This is a genomic window from Sneathia sp. DSM 16631, from assembly GCF_014892235.1.
Lineage (GTDB): Bacteria > Fusobacteriota > Fusobacteriia > Fusobacteriales > Leptotrichiaceae > Sneathia > Sneathia vaginalis.
On record NZ_JADBHL010000004.1, the window covers coordinates 39,882 to 59,291 of the forward strand.

Here is a 19,410-nt window from a genome sequence, read left to right on the forward strand (position 1 = left end):
ACTATGAATTAAATCAGCTGGTAATTTTTCAACTTTTTTTGCTGAAAATACATCCTTAATCCCACTTAATAGCTATTTTTTATCTCTTTCAAGGTCTTTTACAACCTTTTCAACCGAAATAACTTCACTATTTATTGTTGCAATATGGCTAAGAGCAATCTCTCTTTTAAGGCTATATTCTTCTCTATCAATCTTACCTAAGCTATATTCTTCATAAGCTTTTTGAATTAGTAGTTCTTCCTTTTGAAACCTAATTTTAAGCTTTGAAATATCTTCGTTTAGCTTACCTATACTTTCGGAAAATCTTTTAGAAACTCTTTCTATCAGCTTTGCCTTACTTGTAGCCTTAGTAATAAACTCGGCTACCTTTTCAGACATTGCTTTATCAAGTTCTCTTTCCATAATAAATACTCTTACTTCATTATCTATCTTGCCTGTACAAGTATCATTTTGAAATGAGTAATAAAACCTATCATGGTTTATTCCATAAATTCTGGTTCTTCGGTAAAGCTCCTTACCTGTTGCATTATTGAAAATCAATCCCTTATATCTATTTTCATAATCTCTCTCAAAGTTATGCATTTCGGCACCAAAAGCATTATTCTTTAATCTCTCTGCTCGTCCTTGCAGCACTTTTTTAAAGTACTCTTTTGAGATAATAGGTTCATGAGCATTTTTATATATAATATGCTGACTTTCATCCACATACTGTTGCTTTATTCCTTTTGCAAGATTTTGTTGCTTAACACCTTGTACTAAAGTGCCTGTATAAGCTCTGTTAGTAAGCATTTTAGAAATAGTAGCTTTATTCCACTGTGGATCACCATCTTGTCTATAAATTCTACCTGTTTTGCAATAGACCATTCCAGTCGCATAACCCTTTGTATTAAAGTGTTTTGCAACCTCATATTGACTTTTCCCCTCAAGTTTCAATCGGAACATTTCTTCAACAATGAACCTAACATTTTCATCAACTGCTAATTTCTGTCCCTCTTTTAATTTCAATACCTTATATACATAGGGCGGAACAGAACCAATAAAATATCCGTTTCTTGCCCTATTATGCTTACTTGTCTTTATTTTTACCGAAATATCTTTAGCATACATATCGTTGACGATATTCTTAAGAGTTACTTCAAATGATTTCTTAGAATCTAAATCCTTAACAGTATCAACCTTATCATTAACAGAAATAAACCTTACTCCCAAGAACGTAAATACATTATCTATAAGTCTTCCCATCTCAAGATATTCTCTTCCAAGTCTTGATAAGTCTCTTATAATAATACAATTAATTCTTTTTTCACGAATATCTTGCATCATCTCTTGAAACTGTTGTCTTTCAAAATTTGTTCCACTATATTCATAATCTATGTAGATATTTACGACTTTGATATTTTCCTTTAGAGCATACTCTTTACAACAAAGCACCTGTGTTTCGATAGACGATGATTTCTCACGCCACTCTTCTTTTCTTTCACTGGATAATCTTGTATATACTCCAGCTTTATAAAATACTTTTTGTGCTTGTTCTTCGTTTTTTCTTATATATCTTTTGGAAGTCCTTGCCATTAACAAACACCTCCAACTGCAAGCTTAGGTTCAACTTTTTCTAACTGCTCACCAAATAACTTGCCCATTGATATTAATCTTGCCTTATGTGTATCCTTAGCTTTAGCCTTATCACTATACACCATTGCTTGAAGTAGATTTACTGCTTCAATATTGTTGAAGACAAAGTTAATTGCATTATCCTCTCCTATCTCAATACGATCTATAAAAGACACTAAAGACAATCGATTCAATTCATCGATTACAGGATTAGGAACTATCTCAGAAACGAAACTACCTTTATCGTTTATCTTCATTTTCAGTTCATCTACGATATTTTGCTTTGTAATAATTTGTTTCTCAATTTCTCTAATCTTGATAAGATAATTTTTTTCTAAATCGTTCAAATTCTTCAGTCGTTATAAGTTATTCTTCTAAATCCATATAAAGAGAAAAGAGATTGTCTAAGTCTTTCATACTTCTTTTTTTCTGCATTTAATGACTCAAAATCAACCTTTAATGTAAACTTTGAAACATCTATTTCGCTAACTTTTTTTAAGTAGCTCATTGTACTTAGATAGATATTCATTTAATGCATGAATAGTTGCATGAGTAACATAGTCTTCTTTTACACTATGTCTTGAACACTCTCCAGTATTGTTATATTCAGAGCAAATATAGAAAATCTTGTCTCTTACTTTTCGCCTGATCATAGGACTTTCACAATCTTTACAATAAAGCATACCTGATAATATATATGGCTTATCTTTAGATTGTTTCACATCACGAAGTAGCATTTTATTTGCAAGTGCAAAGATGGATTTTGAGACTATGCTTTCATGAGCATTTTCTATTGCTATCCAGTCTTCTTTTGAAACATCTACTTCATGCTTTGATTTATAATTTAATTTTGTTGTTTTTCCTTGTTCCAGGACACCAATATAAACCTTATTTGAAATAATACGGTTTACCATCTTAGCATCCCATTTTGCTTTTTTCACAACAAAACCAATATTGAAGTTATCACCATTATTTTCTTTGTGCTTTGATGGTGTGACTGTTCCAATACTGTTTAGAAAGTCGGCAATAGCCTTTGAGGAATATCCCTCTATTTTCATATTTAATATTCGCTCAATGATATGAGCTACTTCTGTATCAACTACAAGCTGATGTTTGTTTTTATCATCTTTCTTATATCCAAAAGGAGCAAATGATCCAATAAACTCACCATTCTTTCTTTTCACTTCTTTTGATGATTTCACTTTCATAGAAATGTCTCTACAATAACTGTCATTTATAAAATTTCTAATTGGAAGTATTAAATGTGTATCGCTAATATCCGCATTATCACTATCATAGTTATCATTTACAGATATGAAGCGAATACCTTTTTCAGGAGATATCTTTTGAAGATACTTACCTGACTCTATATAATCTCTGCCGAAACGAGATAAGTCTTTTACCATAATGATAGAAAACTTTCCTTTATTCAGGTCATCAATCATATTCTTAAAATTTGGACGCTCAAAATTAGAACCACTATATCCATCATCTATATATTCAAAAGATAGATCTATGTTCTTTTCTTTAGCGTAAGATTTGATTATTTGTCTTTGATTTGAAATAGAGTTGCTTTCATTACTGTCTCCGTCTTCTCTTGAAAGACGAAGATACATACACGCAGTATTTCTCATAACAATCCTCCTAAAATGATATTTTGGCAAATAGTCATTTTGGGAGATTACTTCTACCACCTATATTTTACCGCACCCTATTTCTCTTTGTCAGCCCCTCAAATTCTGACACAGGATTTACATAGATACATCTCAACAATATCCAGTAAACCAAGCTTTTCACTTTCGCTTGTAGAGTAGGTTATTTTTTTAGAATAATCATCGGCTATTTGCTTCTTATCCTTATCTTTCTTAACTTCTTTTTTCTTATTCATAGTCTTAACCTCACTATTTTTATAATAAGTTTTATGACATTGGTAGGTGCATTGGCTGCTACATTGGAATCTCACCACCGCACCTTATTAAGACGAGCCAGCTTAAACTATTGAAGTATCATTATCACCATTCGTATCACAGAGATAGATTGCCACACCTATCCTTTATGTATTCCTATTTATCGCTCTTTTTCTTTTATCCTTGGCACTTACCAGTATTCATTTAAACCAATTTCTCAGCAGAAAAGTCTTGGCGTAAGTCATAATTCTCCACAAATGGATAACGTCACACCTTGGTCTATTCAGTTATCAAAGATCAATTAGCTTTCTGCTATGTAGGATTCTTTGCTTAATAACGGAATAGATTTTCTCTTCTACCTCAAAAGCAAAAGGATAAATTTCCCCTACACTTTAATAGTGAAAATTTATCCATCTTGGTAACCAGATTTATGAAATTTTTAAAAAGAAAAGCACCTATAAAATTTTATAGATGCAAATTTTAAAAGTTATTTATTTTTACTAAATGGCTTTGTATATTGATTAATTATCTGATAACCATTTAACTTGAATGAATTTAATAATTTTACAACTTCTTTGTTATTCCCAAAGACTCCATTTTTGACAACCCCTTCTGCAAACCCTCTTATTGCGTGTGAAAATTCATCCAATAATTCAGGTGTCATAATTCTCATATCTGGACTAGGTGATGCCTCAGTTTGGAAAGTATCACTGTTATGAATCATAATCGGAATATATTTTTCTCCAAGTATATAATGATTCTTAAACCATTGTATCGAACTAAGTAACTGTTCACAGTCATATTTTGAAATTAATTCTGTTGTCGTTCTATTCTTACATTCAATAATTACATATTCAGAATTTGAAAATGCTAGTAAGTTATCAGGAGCTTCTCCTCCAAATTGAACTTCTGGGCGAGATGATGCAATACCTATAACTAATGCTATCTCATTGAGTGCTTTTTCAAATCGTTTCGCAGGATTGTCTGAAAATTTTAAATCTTCTAATATAGCCGATACATGTAGAATATATTCATTGGCATTTAATCCATTTTTTTCAATATATTTTATAATAAAGCTAGATTGTCCATTATTTGTACTAGTTAATTTTGAAAATTGGATTCCCTTAATTGGTTTTAAAACCATAGAATTAAGGTTTCTTGCTGAAAGTAATATTTCCTGTGCCATAGCCGGATTACTGAAGTTCTTATATTCAGCCATATACTGCATCAACAACCCTTTAGTTTTGTTATCATTTGTTTTATTCTTTTCTTGCTCTATAATCGAAAAACTTTCCTCATAATTTTCTAAGCATTCTTTTTCAAAAGCCTTCCGCGTCGCAAGAATCAAAGAATCTACATTACCAGATTTATTGTACACAACATTAGATAAATTAGATTTACTAGCAGAAATCCACTCTGGGTTACGCTCAAACATATAATTAGTCAAATCAAAAATATTTTTTATAGTAGGACTTGGTGTAGATTCCATTAGTTGTTCCCATAGTTGCTGAGAAAGATTCCATTGCTCTAGTGTTGCTGAACTAAAAAATTCTTTACCATGTTGATTTACAATTACATCAGCTAGTTTTTCTCCCATCAATACTATTGAACAGAAATCATTATTTGATCTAACCCCTCTACCCATTCCCTGTTCAATTTTCTGAATTTGTTCTCTACACAATCTGTTGTCATTTGGATTCATCCCTTGTATTGCTAAATCATACTCACTCCGTATACTTGGTAATCCATCAACAACAAGCATTCGGCAAGCATCATCTGGTAAGTCAATTCCATCATACTTGTTTACTAGAATCGTAATTCCCGTGAATTCTCCACTTTTTAATTTATCAACACCACTTTGTATATTATTTTCATTTGATGAAAGAATTTGACTAGGACTTATATCACTCCAAAAATTAGCTCTATCAAAAGATGGTACAATAACTACAACATTATGTTGCTTAGCAATATTACAAATTTCATTTTTTATCTCTTCATTTGTTATCTTAGCATTTAAATGTTTAGGAAAAATTATGAGCCTTTCACCAATATCATTTGCCTTTTCAGGTGTAATAATATTTGAAAGTTCTTTTTTGTTTAATCCAATACTAGATACAAATACACTATCATCCGCTAGTGTCGCACTCATAAATATCCTACGCTGAGCTTCTTCAAAACTAGTTATTTTATTTATAGGAGTACCTTTTAACGTTATTTCGACCCTACGAGCAGAAATAACACAATTAGCTGTTTTCCAATTATCACGCATCAATGGAAGATTAAACAATACGAATGGTTCATCCTTATAATCTTCATCAGAAATACTATTATATATTTTTTGACATTCTTTTTGCCAAATCCAAAACGGAACCAAGTAACTATATCTCGGATCATTTCTATCTTTTATATCACAAAAATTTTGACTTTCATTGACTTCTGTATAATTAGATACATATGAAATTATTTTTTTATATAAATCATGATTAGATTCAATAGTTATTGTGTGTTGCCTTTCTATCGTATCTAAACAAGCGTGTACATCATCGATTATGATACTACCAATTTTAACATTATTACTTGAGCGTAACCCAAACATGCTTTTACCATTAATTAATTTGTGTATATTTGTTACTAAAATTGCTTTATTATGCTTGAAATAATAATCTTCTTCACCTTTCGCACCTTCATTATCATAAGCAACCCTAATCCCTAGCTTTATTGCTTCGTCACAAACTTGCTTCATTAAAAAATTATCTGGAACAATATACACTGCAGGACCTTTTCCTTCGTTTAAACAACTCTGTAAAATTGTTAACCCCACAACAGTTTTTCCACTTCCAGTGTTCATTTTTATTATTGTGTTTTTTTCATTTCGTTTATCAAACCACTGCTTCCAAACTTCTGTTTGAACATCACGAGGATACCCATAGCTTTTATCCTTTGCAGGCAATGCCATAAAAATATCTCTTGGTTCTATAGATGCTTGGTTAGAAGAAGATTTCAATTTTGAAAAATTAATAGCCATATTATCCCCTCTCTTTTATAAATAATACAAATTAAAACTCTGTATTTTTAAAATTTATTTTCTGAATACATGATATAATTATACCATTTTTAAACATATTTTTCCATTCTAGCAAATTAAAAGGAGCCGATAGATTTTATCTTCCTAGCTCCTTTAAGTTAATATTACCTAAAGTCTTTCAGCAATTCTCTTAACGTGTCCAATATCTTATTTCTTCTCTTTATGAGAGCTGTATGAGATATTTTTTTAGTTTCAGCTACTGAGCGAATAGTTTCATCATTGAAATAAAGCCTATCAATGATTTCTCTTTCTTCATCATTTAATTTTGATAGTGCATCTCGTACTGCCTCTATCATCATTTGTGTCTGAACAATCTTATCTACATCAAAGCCTTCGTCAACGATGCTATCTTCAAAATGTCCATCATGGTCAAAAGAAGAAAATCGAGTAGGGACTAAAATGTAGCCCCTCTCACACCACTGTACGTGCCGTTCGGCATACAGCGGTTTAATTCAAATAATAATCCAAACAACTTTGAAGTCCTCGCTTTGCTAGGATTTCTTTAGTTATATGGCATAATCCTGTTGTTTTGGCTACCAATTGATAATGGTCTCCAAATCCTGCTGACTGTTTTGCCATCCACATCGGTGTTCCGAGTTTTCATAAACCCCATATTCGCTTTTCTCTTGTTTTCCGCTGTTTCCATATGATTATTCTCATTCTTTTCCTAAGGTGCTCATCTATCCTTTCCAATGCACGTTTCATATTTCCTAACCTAAAATAGTTTATCCCACCTCTAATTACTTGATTTATTCTATTGATTCTATAAGTCATTGGTATTGCCCAACTTCTCTTTGTTAACTGTTTCAGTTTCCTCTGAAATCTTTTAACTGAATCTTCGTGCGGTCTTGCTTTCCATTCTGTTTTATCTTTCCAAAAGCCTTAATTCCCTTGGATTTGTGATTTTGGATTTTGTTGCATTTACTTTTAGTCTTAGTTTCTTTTCTATCCATTTTGTTACTGACGCCATTACTCTATTAGCTTATGCGTTACTTCTTACTGTAATTATGCAATCATCTGCATATCTCACAAAGTTTAGTCCTCTTGCCTCTAGTTCTTTGTCTAATTCATTCAGCATTATATTACTTAAAAGTGGTGATAGATTTCCTCCTTTTGGTGTTTCCTTAGTCGTCTCTTCATATTTCCCTTTTACCATTACTCCTGCATTAAGGTATTTCCTAATTAGTGACTCTGTGTCTGGGTCGTTTATGAGATTATGAACTAGGGTCATAAGTTTATCTTGTGGAACATTATCAAAGAACTTCTCTAGGTCAATATCTACAACATAGATATTTCCGCCATTGAAATACTCAAGTAATTTAACTATCGCTTGCTGTGCTCTGCGATTTGGTCTAAAACCGTAACTGTTATCACTAAAGTGTGGTTCTGCTATCGGTGTTAGTACCTGTGCAATTGCTTGTTCTATTACTCTATCTACTATTGTCGGTATTCCAAGATTTCGTACACCACCATTTGGTTTAGGTATTTCTACTCTTTTAACTGGTTTTGGTTTATACTTTCTTTGTTTAATCTTGTCTTTAATTTCTACCCAGTTATCCTTAAGATATTGATCTATTTCTTTGGTAGATATTCCATCTACTCCTCCTGCACCTTTATTTGCTTTTACTTTATTTAGTGCTACAAGCATTTTCCCACTGCTGAGTATATGTTCTAGTAGTTCTGCCATTTGGATTGTCTCCTTTCTTTGTTATGCTCTGTATCCTCATACTCCTATCTCCTGTGAAAATTTCTCGCCGTTACGTCTTTGGTACTATTCTCTTGTCAGATATGGATACATACTTTTGCAAGTCTATTTGACTTTGAATTATTTAACCCTTCGCTCCACCTCTATTACAAATGTTTCAATACTACTATGGCTTTTGCTGACTTCTCACTATTAGTTGTTACTACTACTTCGCTAGTGAGACCTCACGGGATAAGTCATCAATCTTCTCTTGTCTAACTGCCTAATTTACTTATATGGGTTACGATTGTCTTTTGGACTTCACGACTTTATGCCCGTTTATCCGCCATACAAGTTTCTGTTCGTCAAGCTACAATTTCGCTATCCCTTCTTCTCACCTATACCTCACGGTACAAACCTTGGGAGTTGCTATGAGGTTCGCTGACAATTACGCCCTACGTGGACTTTAACCACAGATTGATGACATGCCCGTCATACATAAAATGGGCTATAACCTAGTAAAAACTAGGCTATAGCCTATTTATATTCTAAAAAACTGTCAAACTCGAGATTTTATATACAAATTATATTATTTTTTTGTTTTAACCCCCAACAAAATTTTAGATTAAATAGTTTAATATATGCTTAAATCATGATATAATCTATATTATTCATTAGAAAGGATATAATCATGTTTATAGAACCTCAAATAAAATTTATAGAAAATTCTTGTACTAAAGATGAAAAAATAGAAATAAATATAGCGTGTATATTGGAGAAACAAATGATATATGTAGAAGAACTGAACAACATTATGAAGTTTTAAAAAAGAATAATAATTCTTGGCAAAAAAATCTCAATAATGCTGGTTTATACATAATAGGTCACGAACATTTCAATAAATCATTAACATTAGATATAGAAAATAAATTAATGCTTTATTTAACTTCAATAGATACTGTTGAAAATGTTTGTAATGGTAGAGGTAATCCTCAAAAAGAATACTATACATCAGATGAATTCCCTGATATTTTTAGTGACATTTGGAATAAATTGCATGAATACAATAAAGATCTATTTATTGATAAAAATATTATTGAATCTTCTGCACTATTTAAAGCTTCTCCATTTCATAAACTAACAGAAGAACAACTTAAGATTAGAAATAATATATTAGAAAAATTAGATATAATACTAGCTGATAAAGAAGCAAAAAATAAGCTAATTTTTGTTGAAGGTAATCCTGGAACTGGTAAGACAGTATTAAATAGTAGTATATTCTATGAATTGGTTCTTAGAAACAAAGAAATTAATGAAAATATAGAAAATGGTAAAACACTAAATGTTTGTATGCTCGTTAATCATGATGAACAACTAAAAGTATATGAACAAATAATTGAAAAATTATGTAAAGACTTCGGTAAAGTTCTTAAGCCTATTAAATTTTTAAATTACGCAAAAGATAAAACAGATTTAGTTGATATCGTATTTGTTGATGAAGCTCATCTTCTTTTAACTCAATCAACACAAGGGTATAATAAGACAAATAAAAAATGTAATAATATGTTAGAAGACATTGTAAAAAAAGCTAAAGTTACTATTGCTATGTTTGATGAAAATCAAATGCTTACAACCGAACAATATTTATCTGATAGTGACATTAATAAATTTAGAAATATGTCTGAATTTCCAGTAATACATTTAAAGACTCAATTAAGAATAAATAGTTCCAAAGAAGTTCTTGATTGGATAAATAATTTTATTGAAAACGGTATAATTAATGAATTACCTACTAACTTAGGTAATTATGAAATAAAGTTCTTTGACACTCCAGATAAACTTGATGAAGCTATTAGAAATAAGGCAAATAATGATAAGACTAAATTATCTAGACTTATAGCTACATATGACTGGAACTATAATTTTAAGAATAAAGATATTTCTATGGTAGCAGAAGAAGCTAGTAAATATAATTGTGTAAATATAGGTGACTGGCATATGCCATGGAATAATGTTATACCTCATAAATCAAGCAATAAAAATGATGCATGGGCTGAACAAAAAGAAACAATAAATGAAGTTGGTTCTACATTTACTATACAAGGTTTTGATCTAAATTATGCTGGTGTAATATTAGGACCATCAATTAAATATGAAAATTGGAAAATAGTGTATGACACTTCAAAAAAAGTATCTCGTAAAATGACAGAAAACCGTACAACTACTAAGAATGTAAAACAAAGTTTTGCTGAAATATTTTCTAAAAACGAATTAAGAATCCTTATGACACGTGGTGTTAATGGATTATACATTTATGCATGTGATGAAAACTTGAGAAACTATTTAATGAAACTTCAAAAAAAATAAGAAGTGTGTCCTATACTAAAACTTGTATGTCAAAAAGACGATAGAGTTTTTAATTTCTATCGTCTAATACCTTTTTAAATCTTTTTTGACCAATATATTTTTAATAATTTAGAAAATATTATTTGTACAATTGCAACTATCATTAACGCTAAAAAGGCTTCATAACTTACATACGCTACAATTAAAGAAACAATTACAATAATCATTGAAAATATAGGTATTATATTTTCTCCTGACTTCATCTTTATTAATATCACTCTTTCATCTGTTTCTTTAATATACATCTTTTCCAATATATCTTTATTCCTATATGCTTTAATAAACATTGACATATAGAATACACATGCTAATTCAATTCCAATAAAAAATCCTACTACATAATCTGTCATATATTCTTTTAATGGAAATTTATATTTTAAATAAAAATTGCCAATAACAACTGCAAGTAAGGCTAGTATACATAATAATAATAAAATATTAATTCTAAATCCTATTTCTTTTTTATATTTTTCTAATTTGTTCATATTAATAATCATCCTCCTATATACTAAATATTTCTTCAATACTCATATCAAAAAACTTAGCAATTTTAAAAGCCAACGGCAGTGACGCTATATATTTTCCAGTTTCAATGGAAGTTATGGTCTGTCTTGTTACTCCAACTTCATTTGCCAATTCTTCTTGAGTTATTTTATGTTGTTTTCTTAATTGAGAAATTGTATTTTTCATTTTTTTCCTCCAATAGCAAGCTTGCTTTACATATATAGTATAGCTTGCTTTACTTTTTTTGTCAAGCGTGCTTTGCTTTTTTTACTTTTATACTCGAAAATAATTATGAGTAAAGAAATGGATAAAAATAAAGAGCAACTATTAAGAATTTCTTAATAGTTCACTAGATCGATATTCCGTCATTGAAATTAGATATGAAGATGAAAATATTTGGTTAACTCAAAAGATGATGGCAGCTCTTTATAATGTAAGTGTATCGGCAATAAATCAGCATCTAAAAAAAATATTTAACGATAATGAACTAGACGAAAATTCAGTTATTAAGAAATACTTAATAACTGCAAATGACGGAAAATCATATAACACAAAACACTATAACCTACAAACAATTATTGCAGTAGGGTTTAAAGTAAATAATGAACGTGCCGTCCAATTTAGAAAGTGGGCAAACCAAATTGTAAAAGATTTTACAATTAAAGGGTGGGCAATGGATGATGAAAGACTCAAGAATTCTGGCACAAAACTTACCAAGGATTATTTTGAAAAATTACTTGTAAAAATTCGTGAAATTAGATTATCTGAGAGAAGATTCTATCAAAAAATCACAGATATTTATGCCACATCTTTAGACTATGACCCATCTGCAAAAGCAACAAAAAGATTTTTTGCAGCTATTCAAAATAAATTGCACTACGCAATTCACGGAAAAACTGCAGCTGAATTAATTGTAGATAGAGCTAATCACAAAACTAAAAATATGGGACTTACAACTTGGGAAGGATCACCAGATTCAAAAATTCATAAATATGATGTAGTCGTTGCAAAAAATTATCTAAACGAAAAAGAATTAAATCAAATGCAAAGAATAGTATCTGCTTATTTAGACATGGCAGAAATGCAAGCAGAAAGACATATCCCGATGACAATGGAAGATTGGGAAAAAAGATTAAATGGATTTTTACAATTATGGGATAAAGAAATTTTAAATGATGCTGGAAAAGTATCTGCAGCTCTTGCTAAAAAACACGCAGAGAGTGAGTTTGAAAAATATAGAATTATACAAGATAGACTCTACAAGAGTGATTTTGATAAGTTCCTAGAACTAGAGGATAATACTAAAGATTTAGAAAAATAAATTGATAGGGCAGGCCTTAACGGAATGCCCCATTTTAGCATATACACTTATAACTAAGCTAAATAATCAAACTCATCACTAAGTAGGCTAATATTATCATTATCCATATACTCTTGGTATAACTTATCTAATACTTCTTCATCATTGATTCCTTTTTCAAAACTAATTAATGCTTTTATAAAGCCTTCATAGTTTTCAGTTGCCATGCTTTTTATAATATTCTTCATTTCTTCATAACACATAGTATACCTCCATTTCAACTTAATAATCAGATGCATTTTATATTTTAAAAATAGGATAAGAAAATACATTATATTTATTTAATGCTAATTCAATAGCTTTAGCCATTTCATATGCAAGGTTTACTGGAACTGCATTTCCTATCATCTTATAGGCATCATTTAAATTTGTATAATAGAATTTAAAATCATCTGGAAATCCTTGTATTCTTGTTCATTCTTTAACAGATAATCTTCTATATAATTCTTCTTCCCCTGGTTCAAATATTTGCTTGTTCATTCCAGTCACGTACTCTATTTCTACTCATAAATATTGGGGAATATGAACCTATAAAATATTCATGATTTGAGAAATTACAATTATCTCCATTAGTTTTATTTTTTTCTAATGCTAGAATTGCACTATTTTTTAGATCATAAATTGCATCTCTAAAAGTCAATTTATAATCATAGGGTTTAGGTGGCAAATTAAACTTAATATTTAAATCTTTTCTAAATCCAACATAAAAGACTCTTTTTCTATCTTGTGGAACACCATAATCACTTGCATTTAACAAATGAATAAATACATCATATCCAGCTTCTTCAAATTGAGAAACTATATTTTTTTACTGCATCATTATGTATTTTTGCCATCATTCCTTTTACATTCTCTCAGCAAGTAAAAATTTAGTTTTTTTATCTTTTAAAATTCTTATATACTGATAAAACAATTGCCCTCTAGGATCATTAATTCCTTTAAGTGCACCAGCTTCACTCCATGATTGACAAGGTGGTCCTCCTATAATCCCATCACAGTCTGGAAATTCATCAGAAGGTATTTTACATATATCACCTTTTATCAATTTTGTTTCATGATTTTTTCCATATGTTTCCCAAATAGATTTATCAAATTCATTAGCTGCCACTATCTCATAACCAGCCTTTTGGAATCCTAAATCAAGTCCTCCTGCTCCTGAAAACAAACTGATTAACCTCATCCTTTATCTACTTTATTTCAAAATATTTTATATTACAATTATATCATTTAAGACGTTCTTTTAACAAGATTTTATATATAAAATGATGACCAATATTTTTAATTTTAAATAAAAAATGCCACCTCATATGATTTATTTCATATTAAAGATAGCATTTTTACTAACAATTTTTAGGCTTTATTGAACATAACCATTGATATATTCTCTTAGTAAGTATCCATAGTAATATTCCAATAATGGTTAGTAAAACTCCAACAGTTAAAGAAATGATTAGGTCAGGGTAAACTCCTAAACTAATGCTAGCATTATTTAACCAATGTAAGTCTATTTTCAATAATTCAAATATGAATTTCACAATACTCAAAAATATTGTAAGTGGACCACTAATTATGAAAGCCCACGCAGTTATTCCTGTTACAGGAAATATTACTAACCAAATACATGTAGCTATGATATACCACATACACCACTTTAAACTTTTCATACTTATCTCCTTTTTTTATTTTTTCCTACCCAACTTTATTTACAAGACTCTTAACTAAGTCCTTATCTTCTATCTTCGTAATTCCAAAACTCTTTTTACCAGCATCTTTGATGGAAGCACCATGAAAATCCGTAGTAGTTTTTTGAGCATTAAATTTTGCTATATCTTTTAAGGTATTGATATCCACATAATTGTCAATCAAGATTATTTCTTTCTTAGCCTTCTGGATAAGTCCCACAATAAATCTAAATGCATCATATATTTGCCCATCGAAAAATATATTTTACTTTTCAGCTTCTTATCTTTTTCCAATTGTTTTAACTCCACTCTGTCAATACGAGCGAACATCTCTCCGTTAGAAAGCAAAAAGTTTCTCATCTCCACAAAACTATTTATGATTTTAATGCTTACTTCCACTGCTACTTCACTTTTAAGTACAACAGAAAGTATAGCAATACCTTGTTCTGTAAATACATATGGCATATATCTTCTACCGTCATAATTATTATTGAAACTTGAGCTTCCATTTTGGAATCTCAAGTTTTTTATTTCTTTTGCTCTATAATTGAAACCATATCTCTAAAATAAACACCTAATTTGGTTCTGATACGATATAAAATATCCATGCTTACAAACTCTCCTCTACACATTTAGATATAGTCACAGGAGATAATTTACAAGCATTCTCCAAATTTTTCTTATTCATATTTTTATCTATTTTATAACATTCCCAGTTCTGTAAATATATATGGCATATATCTTCTACCGCCATAATTATTATTGGAACTTGAGATTCCATTTTGGAATCTCAAGTTTTCATATTCTTCTTCTGTTAATTGAAAATAAAAATGTTTTGGGAATCTATCATTACTTGCTTACAAACTTTCTACAATCCATTATAACATTACCACTGTGATTTTTAAAGATTTAAATAATATTCGTCTGGAAAGTAAAATACCCAATTTTGTCCCGTCCCAGTACCAGACAAAACTCTATAATAACTTTACTTAGGTAGTTTTTTAATGTCTAATTGGTTTAATTTCTCTAAAGATATAAGTTGTGTCTTTGCAAGATTTCTAAGTTCAATCATTCTATCTCTTTGCTCTAATCCTTTTTCAATTAAAATTGCATTATAGGATTCCATATTAGCAAGTACTAATAGTTCATTAAGACTTGCATAGTCTCTCATATTCCCTTTTAAGTCTGGATTTTCTTAACGCCACTGTTTTGCTCTTTTACTAAAGAGTGCAACATTAAGCATATCTGTTTCACTTGCATATTTAAATGATAACTGCTCATCTGTATGAATCTTATAATTAATCTTTAATATTTCTCTATGTAGATTCCAAGTAAGAGATAGTTTTGATTTTTCATCTTCTTTAAGTCTTTGATAATCTTTATAAGCATATGTACCACCATATCTACCCAACTTTACGAATAGACCTACTGCATTAGTTGTTTTCTGCCACTTTTGAGGTGATAAAGTAAAAGCATTACTATCAGTATCTTTTAAATACCCCTCGAATTGTACTGACCCCAAAAAGTTGGACACAAGATTGGAGGTGCAGTACAAATTCGAGGGGGTTAAAATCTGGATTATTTAACTGCTCCCAAATTCCAAGATATTTATTTTGCTATATCAGTAAGACTTATATAATCATTTTTAAAATCTTCTGTGTAAACCTCAATATCAAAGCCTTTATATGTAAGATATATCTATGCAAAAAGACCGCAGCTTGAAACTACGGTCTTTTTTTGCCACTATTCCCATTCTTCTTTTCCAAACGTCCGATATATACCAAACCATTCAAAATACTAGATTCTATTTTTTCTGATACCATTAAATCCATCTAATTATAGGACGTTTTCAATTTTTTTGTCCCATCCTAGTCCCAGTATCAGACAAAAAATTATAATAACACTTCTTTATTCAAACCTGTATCACTCCAAGAAAGTATATAGGCATTTTTCTCAGGGTTAGATTTAATCACTTTCATTTCATAATTATCCCAAACAATTGCTACCTGATTTTCTATTGCAATCGCATCTGTTAGCTGTCCAGCATAAAACTCATCAAAACCTACTCTGTCAGGCTCATCATAATGAGGGCAATGCAAATAGGGAATAATGCCTAAGCCTTTAACCCATATAGGCTTTGGGTTTTCAATATCTTCTATAAACTCACTATCACTATGTCCTGAAATAAACCAACATATAGAGCCTGCACTTAAGCCAGAGAGTACTTTGCCGCTTTTATAAGCTCTAATTAGCGCTTTATCTACACCATATTCTTGCCAAACTTTCATCATATATTGGGTATTGCCTCCGCCAACATAGATGATGTCAGCATTTTCAATTTTTTGATTAACCTCTTCCGTATTTACTTTTGTGTTTGATAAATACAAGGTGTCAGTTTTGCATCCTAACTCCCCATATAATTTATTAATAATTGTTACATAAGCCTCAGCATCTTTACTTGCTGTCGGAATGAATAGAAAATTTGGTTTTTCTTTTTTTGCTGACTCTACAATAAATTTATCTATCTCATAAGTTTCATTTAAGGCTACTTCTCCGCCTCCAATTGCTATAATCATAAAATTCCTCCTATTTTTAAAATTTTTTCCTTTAGTAAAAGTCTTGAACTTCTGATATTTTTATATCTCTTTTCCTCTATAATATTATAATACGAAACCCACTAGCATATTCAAAATTCCCATTATGAAATATTCATTTATTCCCACTCAATTGTCGCAGCAGGCTTAGATGAAATATCGTATACTACCCTATTTACTCCTCTAACTTCATTAACTATTCTATTTGAAACTATTTCTAAAAATTCATATGATAGTCTTGAGAATGTTGCAGTCATAAAGTCAATAGTATTTACTGATCTTATCGCTACTACATATTCATATGTTCCAACATCTCCCATAACACCTACTGTTTTAACAGGTAATAGCACTATAAATGCTTGGCTTACCTTGTCGTATAGATCATTTTTTATTAATTCTTCTATAAATATATTATCTGCTTCTTGTAATAGTCTAACTTTTTCTTCTGTAACTTCTTCTATTACCCTAATACCTAAACCAGGCCCTGGGAATGGATGTCTTTTTATTAACTCATAGAGTTGAAAAATTTCCTTTTTGTTTCTTTATAAGCTTTAATAATTCATTTTTAGCTAATGGATCTAGTGCTGATGTCGGTTCATCTAATAACATCAAGTCAGTTTCTGAAATAAGAGATAAACCTATATCTAATTTTTGCTTCATGCCTCTAGAATAATTTGAAATTAATTTATTTCCATTACCTTGCGAAAGACCTATTTTATATAAAATGTCTTCTGGACACATTTTTTTCGATTTTTTAGAAACTTGAGAGCAAAAATATAAAAATTCTAATCCAGTCATGTACGGGTAAAACATTGGTACATCTGGTATATAAGAAGTTTTTCCTATATGATGGGATAATATCAGATATACATTTCATTAACGTAGTCTTACCACTTCCATTTTCTCCTATCAATCCAATTATAGAATTTTTAGGAATAGATAAATTTAAGTCACTTAGTATCTTTTCGTGACCATACTTTTTTGTTAGATTTGAAATTTCTAATAAATTTTCCATCAATATTTCTTTCTACCTACTGCTAAATATGCTATAGGACCAATTATCTGCACAAGCACTAAATATACTGTAAATCCCCTATATAAACTGGTAGCATCGGTCTAATCATTTCATAAAATTCATTCATAATTTTCTCATTTACTTTTCTTTAATTGAGTACAATTTATATAAGCCATGACTTGATAATATAAATAAAATTGTTCCTAAAATTATTGATTTATAATTAATTACCTTAAATAAACCTAAGACCATCAAAAGGACAGAGGTAGTGATAAGATAATAATATGGTGCTTTTCTCCTATTAATATCTAAATTCTTACTTTCCCTATCTGAAAAAACTGGAATTTCTTTATTTCCATCTGATTCAATTATCAAGATCTCCTTATTAATCATTCCAGGATAAGTAGCTATCATAGCTTCGGGTGAGTTATAAGGTCTTAATTTCACGTTGCCTAAACTAAACTTTCCAATATTAAGTGGAGCAGTAAAAACTTTAAAATTCATTTCCTTTAAAAAATCAGAGTATTTTTTTCTTTCTGTATTACTCATATATCCGACATACTGTACTGAATATTTGTAATCTAAATTAGTTTTTTCAAATTCATGTAAAATTGATCCACTTTTTACCAGACGATACCCTTCACTTGCAATTTGATTAATGTATTTTTCTCTGCCTTCTATTGGATTCATAAAAACTCTTATTTTATACATAATTTCCCTCCTTCTTTAATTTCTTTTCCCCCTCTAAGACTAAAGTTCTCATCCTATCAATCTCTAATAAGACTAATTCTTTTCCAATGTCAGTTGCTATATAGACTTTTTTTCCACTCTCCTTATCTTTATCAACTAACTTTATCCAGCCTTTTTTGCTAAGATTGTTTATCGCACCATACAGTGTACCTGGACCTAAAACAATTCTTCCTCCAGTTATTTCTTCGACCTCTTGTGAAACTTTATAACCATAGTTTTCTTCTAGCATTGTTAGTAAAACTAAAAACATCGTTTCTGTCAAAGGAATATTTTTCTCTAAATTATCACCCATTATCAACACCCCCGTATCTAATTACCTAAAGTATATCACCAAACATACTACGCGTCAAGTAGTATGTGTAACGTAATTATTATTTAAAAAAAAGACCGCAGCTTGAAACTACGGTCTTTTTTTTCCACTATTCCCACTCAATTGTTGCAGCAGGCTTAGATGAAATATCGTATACTACTCTATTTACTCCTCTAACTTCATTAACTATTCTATTTGAAACTATTTCTAAAAATTCATATGGTAGTCTTGAGAATGTTGCAGTCATAAAGTCAATAGTATTTACTGATCTTATCGCTACTACATATTCATATGTTCTAACATCTCCCATAACACCTACTGTTTTAACAGGTAATAGCACTACAAATGCTTGGCTTACCTTGTCGTATAGATCATTTTTTATTAATTCTTCTATAAATATATTATCTGCTTCTTGTAATAGTCTAACTTTTTCTTCTGTAACTTCTTCTATTACCCTAATACCTAAACCAGGCCCTGGGAATGGATGTCTTTTTATTAATTC

The 19,410-nt window shown here is 30.1% G+C and carries 17 protein-coding genes and 11 pseudogenes; 2 read left to right on the forward strand and 26 right to left on the reverse strand.

All coding sequences use genetic code 11. The annotated features are described in order from the left end of the window. Nucleotides 1–72: 72 nt before the first annotated feature. The 7 genes and pseudogenes from IMK15_RS02855 to ltrA form a co-directional block, all read right to left on the reverse strand. The gene (locus tag IMK15_RS02855) at nt 73–1,572 is read right to left on the reverse strand and encodes a recombinase family protein (protein ID WP_226869177.1); all 1,500 of its coding nucleotides are present in this window, start codon (nt 1,570–1,572) and stop codon (nt 73–75) included. Beyond that, nucleotides 1,572–3,245: pseudogene (locus IMK15_RS02860) on the reverse strand (recombinase family protein). The gene IMK15_RS02855 and the pseudogene IMK15_RS02860 overlap by 1 nt, the downstream one beginning before the upstream one ends. Before the next feature lie 98 nt (nt 3,246–3,343). After that, nucleotides 3,344–3,499 carry a hypothetical protein gene (locus IMK15_RS02865; protein WP_192941819.1) on the reverse strand — a complete coding sequence of 52 codons (156 nt, stop codon included), beginning with the start codon at nt 3,497–3,499 and terminating at the stop codon, nt 3,344–3,346. A 506-nt stretch (nt 3,500–4,005) separates the two neighbouring features. Then, nucleotides 4,006–6,543, reverse strand: coding sequence for a DEAD/DEAH box helicase family protein (locus IMK15_RS02870; RefSeq protein WP_192941820.1), 2,538 nt, complete (start codon nt 6,541–6,543; stop codon nt 4,006–4,008). Nucleotides 6,544–6,707: 164 nt separating this feature from the next. Continuing rightward, nucleotides 6,708–6,986: pseudogene (locus IMK15_RS06455) on the reverse strand (sigma-70 family RNA polymerase sigma factor); the annotation flags it as partial. Nucleotides 6,987–7,203: 217 nt separating this feature from the next. Next, a pseudogene (locus tag IMK15_RS06460) lies at nt 7,204–7,422 on the reverse strand (group II intron maturase-specific domain-containing protein); the annotation flags it as partial. Between the two features lie 163 nt (nt 7,423–7,585). Continuing rightward, complete coding sequence (gene ltrA / locus IMK15_RS06465; RefSeq protein WP_226869179.1) at nt 7,586–8,290, reverse strand: group II intron reverse transcriptase/maturase; 705 nt, start codon at nt 8,288–8,290, stop codon at nt 7,586–7,588. A 762-nt stretch (nt 8,291–9,052) separates the two neighbouring features. Between ltrA and IMK15_RS02885 the strand changes: the two genes are divergently transcribed. Further along, nucleotides 9,053–10,654 carry a DNA/RNA helicase domain-containing protein gene (locus tag IMK15_RS02885; protein ID WP_192941821.1) on the forward strand — a complete coding sequence of 534 codons (1,602 nt, stop codon included), beginning with the start codon at nt 9,053–9,055 and terminating at the stop codon, nt 10,652–10,654. Between the two features lie 74 nt (nt 10,655–10,728). Here IMK15_RS02885 and IMK15_RS02890 read toward each other — a convergent pair whose 3' ends face one another. Together IMK15_RS02890 and IMK15_RS02895 are read right to left on the reverse strand one after the other, a co-directional pair. Continuing rightward, nucleotides 10,729–11,178 carry a hypothetical protein gene (locus tag IMK15_RS02890; protein WP_192941822.1) on the reverse strand — a complete coding sequence of 150 codons (450 nt, stop codon included), beginning with the start codon at nt 11,176–11,178 and terminating at the stop codon, nt 10,729–10,731. 16 nt (nt 11,179–11,194) lie between these two features. After that, nucleotides 11,195–11,383 (reverse strand): helix-turn-helix transcriptional regulator, encoded by a 189-nt coding sequence (locus IMK15_RS02895; protein ID WP_192941823.1) that lies wholly within the window; start codon nt 11,381–11,383, stop codon nt 11,195–11,197. A 226-nt stretch (nt 11,384–11,609) separates the two neighbouring features. On the opposite strand from IMK15_RS02895, the gene IMK15_RS02900 reads away from it, so the two are divergent. After that, nucleotides 11,610–12,518: a virulence RhuM family protein gene (locus tag IMK15_RS02900; RefSeq protein ID WP_226869180.1), complete on the forward strand. Its 909-nt coding sequence runs from the start codon at nt 11,610–11,612 to the stop codon at nt 12,516–12,518. A 59-nt stretch (nt 12,519–12,577) separates the two neighbouring features. Here the strand turns inward: IMK15_RS02900 and IMK15_RS02905 are convergent. From IMK15_RS02905 to IMK15_RS02965, 17 genes and pseudogenes are all read right to left on the reverse strand, one after another. Continuing rightward, nucleotides 12,578–12,760: pseudogene (locus IMK15_RS02905) on the reverse strand (DNA-binding protein); the annotation flags it as partial. Nucleotides 12,761–12,797: 37 nt separating this feature from the next. Beyond that, the gene (locus tag IMK15_RS06605) at nt 12,798–12,905 is read right to left on the reverse strand and encodes a DNA cytosine methyltransferase (RefSeq protein WP_264291107.1); all 108 of its coding nucleotides are present in this window, start codon (nt 12,903–12,905) and stop codon (nt 12,798–12,800) included. Then, a pseudogene (locus IMK15_RS06660) lies at nt 12,906–12,965 on the reverse strand (hypothetical protein); the annotation flags it as partial. A gap of 52 nt (nt 12,966–13,017) precedes the next feature. Beyond that, a pseudogene (locus IMK15_RS06610) lies at nt 13,018–13,737 on the reverse strand (DNA cytosine methyltransferase). 160 nt (nt 13,738–13,897) lie between these two features. Then, nucleotides 13,898–14,221, reverse strand: a complete 324-nt coding sequence (locus IMK15_RS02915) for a hypothetical protein (protein ID WP_192941824.1) — start codon at nt 14,219–14,221, stop codon at nt 13,898–13,900. 25 nt (nt 14,222–14,246) lie between these two features. Further along, nucleotides 14,247–14,408, reverse strand: a complete 162-nt coding sequence (locus tag IMK15_RS06485) for a hypothetical protein (RefSeq protein WP_226869184.1) — start codon at nt 14,406–14,408, stop codon at nt 14,247–14,249. 17 nt (nt 14,409–14,425) lie between these two features. Next, nucleotides 14,426–14,704, reverse strand: coding sequence for a hypothetical protein (locus IMK15_RS06490; RefSeq protein WP_226869185.1), 279 nt, complete (start codon nt 14,702–14,704; stop codon nt 14,426–14,428). A 12-nt stretch (nt 14,705–14,716) separates the two neighbouring features. Then, nucleotides 14,717–14,761 (reverse strand): annotated as a pseudogene (locus IMK15_RS06700) (hypothetical protein); the annotation flags it as partial. A 179-nt stretch (nt 14,762–14,940) separates the two neighbouring features. After that, nucleotides 14,941–15,078, reverse strand: a pseudogene (locus IMK15_RS06705) (ORF6N domain-containing protein); the annotation flags it as partial. 146 nt (nt 15,079–15,224) lie between these two features. Beyond that, nucleotides 15,225–15,937, reverse strand: a pseudogene (locus IMK15_RS06710) (KilA-N domain-containing protein). Nucleotides 15,938–16,131: 194 nt separating this feature from the next. Next, nucleotides 16,132–16,815 carry a peptidase E gene (locus IMK15_RS02935; protein WP_192941825.1) on the reverse strand — a complete coding sequence of 228 codons (684 nt, stop codon included), beginning with the start codon at nt 16,813–16,815 and terminating at the stop codon, nt 16,132–16,134. A 137-nt stretch (nt 16,816–16,952) separates the two neighbouring features. Next, nucleotides 16,953–17,348, reverse strand: a pseudogene (locus IMK15_RS02940) (GMP synthase (glutamine-hydrolyzing)); the annotation flags it as partial. Then, a complete protein-coding gene (locus IMK15_RS06615) occupies nt 17,344–17,646 on the reverse strand; it encodes an ATP-binding cassette domain-containing protein (protein ID WP_192941826.1) in 303 nt (100 codons plus the stop codon). The gene IMK15_RS06615 and the pseudogene IMK15_RS02940, both read right to left, overlap by 5 nt. Continuing rightward, nucleotides 17,588–17,848, reverse strand: a complete 261-nt coding sequence (locus tag IMK15_RS06620) for an ATP-binding cassette domain-containing protein (RefSeq protein ID WP_192941827.1) — start codon at nt 17,846–17,848, stop codon at nt 17,588–17,590. Before IMK15_RS06620 ends, IMK15_RS06615 begins: the two co-directional genes overlap by 59 nt. Nucleotides 17,849–17,986: 138 nt before the next feature. After that, the gene (locus IMK15_RS02955; RefSeq protein ID WP_192941828.1) at nt 17,987–18,559 is read right to left on the reverse strand and encodes a DUF2812 domain-containing protein; all 573 of its coding nucleotides are present in this window, start codon (nt 18,557–18,559) and stop codon (nt 17,987–17,989) included. Then, on the reverse strand, nt 18,552–18,890 hold the full coding sequence (locus IMK15_RS02960; protein ID WP_192941829.1) for a PadR family transcriptional regulator: 339 nt from the start codon (nt 18,888–18,890) through the stop codon (nt 18,552–18,554). Before IMK15_RS02960 ends, IMK15_RS02955 begins: the two co-directional genes overlap by 8 nt. A 127-nt stretch (nt 18,891–19,017) precedes the next feature. Then, nucleotides 19,018–19,410 (reverse strand): annotated as a pseudogene (locus IMK15_RS02965) (GMP synthase (glutamine-hydrolyzing)); the annotation flags it as partial.

What these genes read in the sequence shown, in the direction of transcription:
- IMK15_RS02855 (WP_226869177.1), bottom strand. Translation starts at nt 1,572, where the DNA reads ATGGCAAGGACTTCCAAAAGATATATAAGAAAAAACGAAGAACAAGCA.
- IMK15_RS02865 (WP_192941819.1), bottom strand. Translation starts at nt 3,499, where the DNA reads ATGAATAAGAAAAAAGAAGTTAAGAAAGATAAGGATAAGAAGCAAATA.
- IMK15_RS02870 (WP_192941820.1), bottom strand. Translation starts at nt 6,543, where the DNA reads ATGGCTATTAATTTTTCAAAATTGAAATCTTCTTCTAACCAAGCATCT.
- ltrA (WP_226869179.1), bottom strand. Translation starts at nt 8,290, where the DNA reads ATGGCAGAACTACTAGAACATATACTCAGCAGTGGGAAAATGCTTGTA.
- IMK15_RS02890 (WP_192941822.1), bottom strand. Translation starts at nt 11,178, where the DNA reads ATGAACAAATTAGAAAAATATAAAAAAGAAATAGGATTTAGAATTAAT.
- IMK15_RS02895 (WP_192941823.1), bottom strand. Translation starts at nt 11,383, where the DNA reads ATGAAAAATACAATTTCTCAATTAAGAAAACAACATAAAATAACTCAA.
- IMK15_RS02900 (WP_226869180.1), top strand. Translation starts at nt 11,610, where the DNA reads ATGATGGCAGCTCTTTATAATGTAAGTGTATCGGCAATAAATCAGCAT.
- IMK15_RS06605 (WP_264291107.1), bottom strand. Translation starts at nt 12,905, where the DNA reads ATGATAGGAAATGCAGTTCCAGTAAACCTTGCATATGAAATGGCTAAA.
- IMK15_RS02915 (WP_192941824.1), bottom strand. Translation starts at nt 14,221, where the DNA reads ATGAAAAGTTTAAAGTGGTGTATGTGGTATATCATAGCTACATGTATT.
- IMK15_RS06490 (WP_226869185.1), bottom strand. Translation starts at nt 14,704, where the DNA reads ATGCCATATGTATTTACAGAACAAGGTATTGCTATACTTTCTGTTGTA.
- IMK15_RS02935 (WP_192941825.1), bottom strand. Translation starts at nt 16,815, where the DNA reads ATGATTATAGCAATTGGAGGCGGAGAAGTAGCCTTAAATGAAACTTAT.
- IMK15_RS06615 (WP_192941826.1), bottom strand. Translation starts at nt 17,646, where the DNA reads ATGTTTTACCCGTACATGACTGGATTAGAATTTTTATATTTTTGCTCT.
- IMK15_RS06620 (WP_192941827.1), bottom strand. Translation starts at nt 17,848, where the DNA reads ATGGAAAATTTATTAGAAATTTCAAATCTAACAAAAAAGTATGGTCAC.
- IMK15_RS02955 (WP_192941828.1), bottom strand. Translation starts at nt 18,559, where the DNA reads ATGTATAAAATAAGAGTTTTTATGAATCCAATAGAAGGCAGAGAAAAA.
- IMK15_RS02960 (WP_192941829.1), bottom strand. Translation starts at nt 18,890, where the DNA reads ATGGGTGATAATTTAGAGAAAAATATTCCTTTGACAGAAACGATGTTT.